Origin of the sequence: Neobacillus sedimentimangrovi (assembly GCF_010614825.1) — a bacterium.
Classification (GTDB): domain Bacteria; phylum Bacillota; class Bacilli; order Bacillales; family Cytobacillaceae; genus Neobacillus; species Neobacillus thermocopriae.
The window spans coordinates 1-9,529 of record NZ_JAAFZF010000072.1; the positions used below are offsets into that span (position 1 = coordinate 1).

Here is a 9,529-nt window from a genome sequence, read left to right on the forward strand (position 1 = left end):
TCTCGAGCTTGAAAGAGTACTATGACTTCTGCTGACTTCTGACTGCTCAGCTATCTATCACTAGATAGGTTACCAAGGTTACTTGGCGTGCCAGCCAGACCTCCCCGGGTAAGAGTGTAATCTTTCCTTCCATCCATCTGCTTCATTTACTCTGTATCACCTTCGGCAGAAAGGGCTTTGTTTTGTCATGCAAACTCACCCAGTGATACCTAGCCTCATATGAAGTTCGTGTTCCTCAGACCGGAAGTTTGCCGCTCGCTTCCTTCAGATTCCGCGTCACCACGGACACCCTTGCGTTAAGCTAACTGCTACTTCTGCCTTCGCAGCTCGGGACTTTCACCCTATAGATTACACCCATGCCGGGCGCACATAAAAAAAATGCTGCCTATTCGACAGCATTTTTACTTTGTTATTAACCAACCTTAACTCGAGACTTTTGTAGTAGTTGCTCAGCCACGTACAGACTTAGATCCACCACACGGGCTGAATATCCCCATTCATTGTCGTACCAAGCAAGGACTTTTACTTTACGTGTTCCCATCACCATAGTGGACAGTCCATCGATAATGGCGGAGTGTTCATTTGTGTTAAAATCTACCGATACGAGTGGTTCCATGGTGAAATCCAAAATACCTTTTAAAGAACCACTAGCAGCTTCTTTAAACGCATTATTAACATCCTCAATGGTTACATCCTGCTTTAAGTCTACAACCAAATCGACAAGGGAGACGTTTGGTGTTGGGACACGAAGTGCCATACCATGAAGTTTTCCTTTCAGTTGTGGCAGGACAAGTGATAATGCTTTTGCCGCTCCCGTTGTCGTAGGAATGATAGATTGTCCACAAGCACGCGCTCTGCGTAAGTCTTTGTGCGGATTATCAATATTCTTTTGGTCATTTGTATAAGCATGGACAGTCGTCATTAAACCACTTTCAATGCCAAACTTATCATCCAATACTTTTGCTACTGGTGCGAGGCAGTTGGTTGTACAAGATGCATTAGAAATGATCTCATGTTTTTCGATGTCCAGCATTTCCTCGTTTACACCCATGACAATCGTTACATCTTCGTTTTTACCTGGTGCAGTTAATATGACTCTTTTCGCGCCTGCTTCAAGATGTAGGGCAGCCTTTTCTCTGGAGTTAAATTTTCCAGTTGCCTCAATGACAATATCAATTCCTAATTCGCTCCATGGCAATTCTTCAGGATTACGATTGCTTAATAGTTTTACTCTTTTTCCATTTACGATTAATTCATTATCTAAAGGGATGACATCTCCCTGGAAAGTCCCATGATTGGTGTCATACTTGATTAAATGTGCCAAAGTTTCAGCAGGATAGCTTGCATTAATGGCTACCACATCAAGTTTTTCTTCAAGGATCGCTTGTCTAAAAACCATCCTTCCAATTCTCCCAAAACCGTTAATTGCAATACGTGCTTTCATTTTACGGCCCCTTCCGAATTAATGTTATACTTTTTATCTCTTTCTGTTGTTATTAGTATAACACATTTAATTTTATTTGTGATGAATAAAACGCATATTTTTTTAAGTTTTATAATTCTGATAATTTATTAATAAAAAGAATCCCTTGGTTTGATAGCAACTATCAAACTAGGGAATTCCACCAATATAAAAAATTCCACACAATCAGGACTGTAGTATGACACATTTTTATGAATTGTAGGATGGAGAGCGAGTGTATATCTTGCATAATGCAAAAAATAGACAAAAAAAAGAAGAGAATATTAATTCTATTCCCTTCTCAAATTAGCCTTATTGAATCCCCATTCTGACAGCACTTGTAAAAGTTGTTTTCTTGTATAATCGATCGACCCATTATTGTCAATCACTGCATCCGCTAGTCTAATCTTGTCAACAAGAGGCATTTGTGAATTAATTCTTGCCTTTGCTTCCTCTACAGTGAGTTGGTTTCTTGCCATCAGCCGTTTTAATTGGGTTTCTAAATCTACATAAACAAGTATCGTTTTATCGACCAAATACGTTAATTTACTTTCAAAAAGAAGAGGAATATCAAGGACGATTATTTCCTCTTGATTCTTTTTCGCCTCTTCTATTTTCGTCATCATTCGTTTTCTAACTTCGGGATGAACGATCCCATTTAAGGTCTGTCGTTTATCCTCATCGTGAAATATAATGGCGCCCAGCTTTTTTCGGTCTATTTCACCATTATCCATTAAAATATCTTCACCGAATTCAGCAATAATTTTCTTATAAGCTTGCTCGCCTTTTTGTACGGCCAGCCGCGCTTCTATATCTGCATCTATGACTTGTATATCCATTTCCTTAAGCATGGTTGATACTGTACTTTTTCCACTAGCAATTCCGCCTGTCAATCCGATAATAAGCGTCATTCTCTTTTCCTTTCTCTATCAGATTTTCCATATTCCAATAATAATTAAAAGGATACCGGGTAAAATAGCGAACTTTTGAATCCAATCAATTTTGTGGAACAAGGCACCACTTTTGATCCCTAAAAGGACAAATAATGAACTCATAACAGCCACGGTTACGGCTAGTTTTAGGGGAGAGAATCCTAGCATGGCTGCACCGATTCCTGCACCGAATGAATCAATGGATAGAGCAAAACCTAACATAAACGCTTCGATTCCAGTGATCGTGCCCGATTTATCGAAATCCGCAGACATTGGTTTTCTTAATATATTAATAACCAACCCCAGTGAACGGATTTCAAAATTTACAATCATTTTTTCCGTATCAATTGGTTCCCTTTCCGGACGGAAGAATTGATATAACACCCAGGCGCCAAGCCCTATTAATATAAATCCCCCCAACTTTGCTGTAATACTTGGTGATAATATTTTTTCAAGACCATGTCCAATTGACACGGCAATCATAAGCGAGATGGCGGAACAAGTAGCAATAATGAGGATGGATTTAAGTGGTATTGCCATTTTTCTCAATCCATAGGTAAAACCAACGCTAAAGCTGTCAAGACTGAGAGCAAAAGCAAGGATGAGAAGTGAGAACAACTGACTCATAGTGTCTAGGACTCCTTCCTGAAAATCACTACAATAGTATATGGTGGGAGCCTATCTAGTGTGTGTCAGTCGTTCTCAGCTTTTAATTCACATATAGTTTACAGCCTTTGACAGTTAGGACAGAAATGGGTGCCTCTCCCTCCTACCGTTGTTTTTACAATCTCTCTTCCACAGTTTTTACATGGTTCTCCTTTTCGACCATACGCATATAATTCCAGCTGAAACATCCCAATTTCTCCTTGTGAATTGACATAAGAGCGAATGGTGCTTCCTCCTTTTTCAACCGCTTCTCGTAATGTGGAAGTAATCTCTTTGTGGAGAAGAGAAATTTCCTCATCCACTAAAGAGCTGGCAATCCTTTCAGGATGAATTCCCGAACGAAATAGAGCTTCATCGACATAAATATTACCTAGACCGACCAATATTTCCTGATCCAATAAGGCTGGTTTAATTTTTCGATTTGTTTTTCTCAATTTACTACTAAGATATTCAACCGTAAAATCCTCTGAAAATGGCTCAGGACCAAGTTTTGCTAATGGAGGTTTTAAAAATTCATCACCTTTTTTATATAAATGCATGGTGCCGAACTTGCGAACATCACGATACCTGAGTTCCGTTCCATCAGTAAAATGGAAGATCACATGAGTATGTTTATCAAATGGATCTTCCTTCGAAAACAAACCATACCTTCCTTCCATCCGCAAATGGGAAACTAAGGCATATTGTCCGGTATAAATAATTAAAAATTTTCCACGCCGACTAACATCTATAATTGTTTCTCCTTTTAACGCATCAATAAACTGTTCTATCTCTAAAGGATATTTGATGATTTTTGGCCAGTAAATGGTTATATTTGCTATGGTTTTATTAATAACGAGTTTTTTTAATGTCTTCCTGACGGTTTCAACTTCTGGAAGTTCCGGCATTTGAATCCCACCTTATGAAGTATGATTATTTCGCGTCAAACCAGGTTGGGCCGTAGGAATAATCCACTTTCAGCGGAACGGATAGTTCAACAGCATTTTCCATGACTAATGGCACTAATTCCTTTAAAATTTCGATTTCCTCTTCAGGTGCCTCAAAAATCAGTTCATCGTGAACCTGAAGCAAGAGTCGTGTTTTTAATCCTTTATCCTTTAATGCTTCATCCATATCAATCATTGCTTTTTTAATAATGTCAGCGGCACTACCTTGAATTGGCGTATTCATTGCCGTCCTCTCAGCAAAACTTCTCAGATTAAAATTGCGGCTTGTTATTTCCGGGATATATCTTCTTCTATGAAGGAGTGTAGTAACAAACCCCTTTTCCTTTGCCTGGTGGATAATATCGTCCATGTATTCCTTTACACCTGGGTAGCTGTTTAAATAACGCTCAATGAAATTGCCAGCTTCCTTTCTTGATATGCCGAGTGATTGGGATAAGCCATAATCGCTGATTCCGTACACAATTCCAAAATTTACAGCCTTTGCTTGACGGCGCATATTCGAAGTGACTTCCTCTTGGTCAACATGAAAAACCTCCATGGCCGTTTTTGTATGAATATCTAGATCATCTTTAAACGCCTGAATCAACTTTTCATCACCTGAAATATGGGCAAGAACACGCAGCTCAATTTGTGAATAATCGGCCGCAAAAATCACCCAGCCAGGCTCTGATGGGACAAAAGCCTGCCGAATTTTTCTTCCTTCCTCCAGGCGAATTGGGATATTCTGAAGGTTTGGATCAATCGAGCTTAATCTTCCAGTCGCCGTTAATGTTTGCTGGAATCTTGTATGGACCTTTTCCGTTTTCGGATCAATGACTTTTAATAGCCCTTCAATATAAGTTGATTGCAGTTTTCCTAACTGTCTAAATAAAAGGATATGTTCAATGATTTCATGTTCAGGGGCAAGCTTCTCAAGAACATCCGCAGATGTAGAATATCCAGTCTTTGTTTTTTTGAGCGATGGCAACCCCAGTTTTTCGAATAAAATAACTCCCAGTTGTTTCGGTGAGTTGATATTAAATTTTTCACCGGCCAATTCACATATTTTTTCTTCTATTTCAATGAGCCTTTCGTTTAATTCCCGGCCCATTGCTTCAAGGCGCTTTCTTTCCACTTTTATACCGAAGAATTCCATATCCGCCAAAATGAGAGAAAGTGGCATTTCAAGCTCTCTAAATAAATCAAATTGTTCATTCTTTATTAATTCGTCTTCAAGCTTTTCACGTAATTGAGACATCACAAGACCTTTTCGAACAAGATGTTCTGCAAGCTTGTTCATTTCCGGAATTTTGCGCTTGGCTCCTTTTCCATAAAATGCTTCATCTGACTGGATATTGCCGATTTGATATTTTTTCGCAATCGCAGCCAAATCTTCACCGGTCTCCGATGGATTTAATATATAAGAGGCCATTAATATATCAAAATCCGCACCCTTTAAGTGAATATTCCTTTTCCTTAAGGAAACTTCAGTCCGTTTTACGTCGTAAACGGTTTTCTTCTTTGATTCGTCCTCCGCCCAATTCTTAAAGGCTTCTGATTGTAATGCCTGTTCTGTTGGCAGAAAGAAATGGCCGTTTTCATTAACAATGGAAAAGCCTAGGATCTCTGCAGTATGATAATTATCCTCCAGCATTTCGACATAAAAATTACTATGTTCAGCAAATAGTTCCTCAGTTATTTGGGCTGGAATTTCCACTTCAATTTCCTCAAGTTCATCTGAGGTACCGGACTCCGAATCCTCTCCAAACTTGTCTAATAAAGATTGAAAGCCTAATTCTTTAAACAAGGTGACCACTTTTTCTTTTGCATACCCTTCATAGGTTATATCATCTAAATCAACTTTGATTGGTGCATGCCTTTCGATTGTAGCCAGCTGTTTACTCATAATGGCCTGATCTTTAAAATTCTGTAGCTTTTCTTTTAATTTAGCACCACTTACTTGATCGATAGACTCAAATAATTTTTCGAGTGATGAAAATTCCTTGAGAAGTTTAATAGCAGTCTTTTCTCCTACTCCCGGAACACCCGGAATATTGTCAGAGGTATCCCCCATTAACCCCTTCATATCAATAATTTGTTCTGGAACTAGTCCATACTTTTCTTTGATATGTTCTGGTGTATATTCTTCAATATCCGTAATTCCTTTACGGGTAATTCCCACAGTTGTATGGTTTGATGAAAGCTGGGTCAAGTCTTTATCCCCAGATATGATTTTTACTTCAAATCCTTCTTTTTCAGCATTTAAAGATAGTGTTCCAATAATATCATCTGCTTCATAATTTTCAAGCTCGTACCGGGAAATGCCGTAAGCATCCAAAAGCTCCCGAATAAAAGGAAATTGCTCTGATAATTCTGGCGGAGTTTTTTGTCTTCCACCTTTGTATTCTTCAAATGTTTTATGACGAAAAGTCGTTTTACCTGCATCAAAAGCCACTAACATATGAGTAGGCTTTTCGTCTTCAAGAATTTTCATTAGCATCATTGTAAAGCCATAGACGGCATTAGTATGTATTCCTTTATCATTATTTAATAGAGGCAGTGCAAAAAATGCGCGATAGGCTATACTATTCCCATCAATTAGCACCAGCTTTTTCTTTTTCACGTTTTTCACCTTCCAACATCAATTCAAATTTTTCCTAAGCTCAATGATAAATTCACTGCCTTCACCCAAATTACTTCTTACCGAAATGGTCCCATGATGGGCTTCAACAAGATGTTTAACAATCGCTAAGCCTAGTCCCGTCCCCCCTGAGTTACGGCTCCTTGCTCTATCAACTCGGTAAAATCGTTCAAATATTCGTGGGATTTCTTCCTTTTCGATTCCCACTCCGGAGTCTTTAACATGTATTCGAACATGCTCCTGACAATCTATAAGAACCACTTTTACATTCCCTTTTGTCGGAGTATAGGTAATGGCATTGCCAATTAAATTGATAAAAACTTGCTTTAACCGATCCACATCACCAGTAATCATTACATTTTTCTTTTCACTAATTAATTCAAGATTAATCTCCTTTGGCTGTGCTTTTCCCTGAAGAAGGGCGACCACTTCATCCAATAATATATAAATGTTAAGTGGGACTATAGAAAGTTTGAAGCCTTGCTGTTCGATTTTAGACAAATCAAGTAAATCTTGAATCAGGGATTGCAAACGGTCACTTTCCTTTTGAATGATGGAAAGGAATGCTTCCAAAGTCTTCTTATTATTCATGGCTCCGTCCAACAGTGTCTCTGTAAATCCTTTAATGGACGTGACAGGAGTTTTTAATTCATGTGAAACATTGGCAACAAAATCCTTGCGCATTTGTTCCAATTTTTTCAACTCCGTAATATCATGGAAAACTAGGAGAACCCCTTTCCAAACATTATTTGCTCCAAGTATCGGAACACCGTAGACATCGAAATAGCGTCTCTCAATATATAATGGAATTAATAGCTGCCTGCTGGCTTTTTGTTCCGTCCGAAATACTTCAGCAATTAAATCACATACTTCTTTTTGCTCGATCACTTCATAATACATCTTATTTAAATAGTCGCTTGGAAAAATTTGAAATATATCAGTATATCCTTTATTAACAAGATTGATATATCCACCACTGTCAATTAAAATAAGGCCAGCGCCCATATTTTCAATCAATGCAGTTAATCGATCCTGTTGCATTTCTTGTTTTTTCACGAGCTCTTGCAAGTTTTCAGCCAGCCTATTGATGGATGTAGCAAGCATCCCAGATTCATCCAAACTTTCCATAGTAGTCCGGGCACGGTAGTTTCCCTTCGCCAGCTCAACAGCAACATTTGTTGCTTCCTTGATCGATTTCGTAAATGAAGCCCAAACCCGAATTCCACAATAAACAGTTAAGATAATGGCAACCCAATGGCTGATAGAGAGAATCCACCAAATTTGTCCATAGGCTTGTTTTAGTTCATTATAATTAAAAATTTGGGCAAACAAGATTTCTAAGCCTATAAATAAAAAAATAAGGATAGCAATTAGTACGATTAAAAGTTTTAAATAAAATTTGGTCATTCCTGTTTTGGCCCCTCAATTTTATATCCAAGTCCTCTAACAGTTTTAATGTAAACTGGTTTCTTCGTATCCTCTTCAATTTTTTCTCTTAGATGGGAAATGTGCACATCGACAATTCTAGTATCCCCAGCAAAATCATAATTCCAAACAGAGCTGAGCAATTGATCCCGTGTCAGCACACATCCTTTATTTTGAGCCAAATAATGAAGTAATTCAAATTCCTTTAACGTTAATTCTAGTAATTGATCTTTAAAATAAGCTTCATATTTTTCTGGATAAATGGTTAAGTTCCCAATCTTTATTTGAGTCTCTTCTATAGTATTGTCCTTAACAGTTTCTGTTTGAGCCTGGGTTCTTCTTAAAATCGCTTTGACTCGGGCAATTACTTCCCGCGGACTAAATGGTTTCACCATATAATCATCAGCGCCTAATTCCAAGCCCAATATTTTTTCAAATTCATCGTCTTTTGCTGTCAACATTAATATCGGAATCATAATTTTTTCTTGTCTTAGCTGCTTACATACTTCCATGCCATCCAGTTTTGGAAGCATAAGATCTAAAATGATAATATCCGGGGACTCGAGTTCCGCTAGCCGTTTACCTTCTTTTCCATCCATCGCTGTTATCACGTCATAGCCGGCTTGCTCTAAATTGTATTTAAGCAATGTTACAATCGGCTGTTCATCATCCACGACCAAAATTTTAGTTTTCATATAGGGCCTCCCATATAACTGTCCATTCTATTCTTCATTTACATTATAATATAAAACAAAATAGAATTCCGATACGGAAGCCTTGACGGAAGCTCTGTTAGTATAAATCGAGTAGGAGGGGGTGACTAACCCCCGACCTCTCACACCACCGTACGTACCGTTCGGTATACGGCGGTTCAATTAAGTTTGACGTAGCTCTTGATATCTTTCGAATAGACTTCTTAACCCTCGACTCTTCCAATAGGAGGTGTCGAGGGTTTTGTGTAGAATGGGACTGCAGGCAATCCGCCAATATTTCTTGCGTGTATTTCCCCATTCGAATGCTTATGGCTTGGAACCCCTAATCCTCTGAGTTTCCGAATTCTTGTTTTCGGGGTTTTCCATTCTTTCCACAAACACATCCGAAGCCTTCGTCTAATCCATTCATCAAATTCTTTGAACTTACTTGGTGTTTCTGCCAAGGCAAAATATCCGCACCATCCCATTAAATACTTGTTCAGTTTCTCAATCCTTTTCTCCATTGGATACGGTTTCGACCTTGATGTAATTTCACGGATCTTGTTCTTCTAACGTTTCACACTTTCGTTCGCAATCCGTACCTTTGGAGCCTTATTGAATGTGAAGCTGAAACCGAGAAACTTCCGTTTCCAAGAACGGTCAACCGCCGATTTCTCTTTATTTACCTTGAGTTTTAACTCCTTCTCAATAAAGTTAGTAATGGAGTTCATGACACGAATTCCTGCTTTCTTTGTTTTCACATAGATGTTACAGTCATCCGCATA

7 protein-coding genes and 1 pseudogene are annotated in these 9,529 nt (G+C 38.4%); all 8 read right to left on the minus strand.

What is annotated here, in order from left to right; genetic code table 11:
- Window positions 1–412 precede the first annotated feature (412 nt).
- A complete protein-coding gene (locus tag GZA11_RS15580) occupies window positions 413–1,444 on the minus strand; it encodes a glyceraldehyde-3-phosphate dehydrogenase (RefSeq protein WP_038536649.1) in 1,032 nt (343 codons plus the stop codon).
- 308 nt (window positions 1,445–1,752) lie between these two features.
- A complete protein-coding gene (coaE, locus tag GZA11_RS15585) occupies window positions 1,753–2,373 on the minus strand; it encodes a dephospho-CoA kinase (RefSeq protein WP_038536651.1) in 621 nt (206 codons plus the stop codon).
- A gap of 18 nt (window positions 2,374–2,391) precedes the next feature.
- Window positions 2,392–3,021 (minus strand): sporulation membrane protein YtaF, encoded by a 630-nt coding sequence (gene ytaF / locus GZA11_RS15590; protein ID WP_038536653.1) that lies wholly within the window; start codon window positions 3,019–3,021, stop codon window positions 2,392–2,394.
- Window positions 3,022–3,119: 98 nt separating this feature from the next.
- The gene (gene mutM, locus GZA11_RS15595; protein WP_038536654.1) at window positions 3,120–3,947 is read right to left on the minus strand and encodes a DNA-formamidopyrimidine glycosylase; all 828 of its coding nucleotides are present in this window, start codon (window positions 3,945–3,947) and stop codon (window positions 3,120–3,122) included.
- Between the two features lie 25 nt (window positions 3,948–3,972).
- The gene (gene polA / locus GZA11_RS15600; RefSeq protein WP_163184342.1) at window positions 3,973–6,609 is read right to left on the minus strand and encodes a DNA polymerase I; all 2,637 of its coding nucleotides are present in this window, start codon (window positions 6,607–6,609) and stop codon (window positions 3,973–3,975) included.
- A gap of 18 nt (window positions 6,610–6,627) precedes the next feature.
- Complete coding sequence (pnpS, locus tag GZA11_RS15605; RefSeq protein ID WP_163184343.1) at window positions 6,628–8,034, minus strand: two-component system histidine kinase PnpS; 1,407 nt, start codon at window positions 8,032–8,034, stop codon at window positions 6,628–6,630.
- Window positions 8,031–8,747 carry a response regulator transcription factor gene (locus GZA11_RS15610; protein ID WP_038536659.1) on the minus strand — a complete coding sequence of 239 codons (717 nt, stop codon included), beginning with the start codon at window positions 8,745–8,747 and terminating at the stop codon, window positions 8,031–8,033. The genes pnpS and GZA11_RS15610 overlap by 4 nt, the downstream gene beginning before the upstream one ends.
- A gap of 180 nt (window positions 8,748–8,927) precedes the next feature.
- Window positions 8,928–9,529: pseudogene (locus tag GZA11_RS15615) on the minus strand (group II intron maturase-specific domain-containing protein); the annotation flags it as partial.

Excerpts from the sequence above, each read along its gene's own strand:
- GZA11_RS15610 (WP_038536659.1), bottom strand. The coding sequence starts at position 8,747 with ATGAAAACTAAAATTTTGGTCGTGGATGATGAACAGCCGATTGTAACA.
- ytaF (WP_038536653.1), bottom strand. The coding sequence starts at position 3,021 with ATGAGTCAGTTGTTCTCACTTCTCATCCTTGCTTTTGCTCTCAGTCTT.
- pnpS (WP_163184343.1), bottom strand. The coding sequence starts at position 8,034 with ATGACCAAATTTTATTTAAAACTTTTAATCGTACTAATTGCTATCCTT.
- GZA11_RS15580 (WP_038536649.1), bottom strand. The coding sequence starts at position 1,444 with ATGAAAGCACGTATTGCAATTAACGGTTTTGGGAGAATTGGAAGGATG.
- mutM (WP_038536654.1), bottom strand. The coding sequence starts at position 3,947 with ATGCCGGAACTTCCAGAAGTTGAAACCGTCAGGAAGACATTAAAAAAA.
- coaE (WP_038536651.1), bottom strand. The coding sequence starts at position 2,373 with ATGACGCTTATTATCGGATTGACAGGCGGAATTGCTAGTGGAAAAAGT.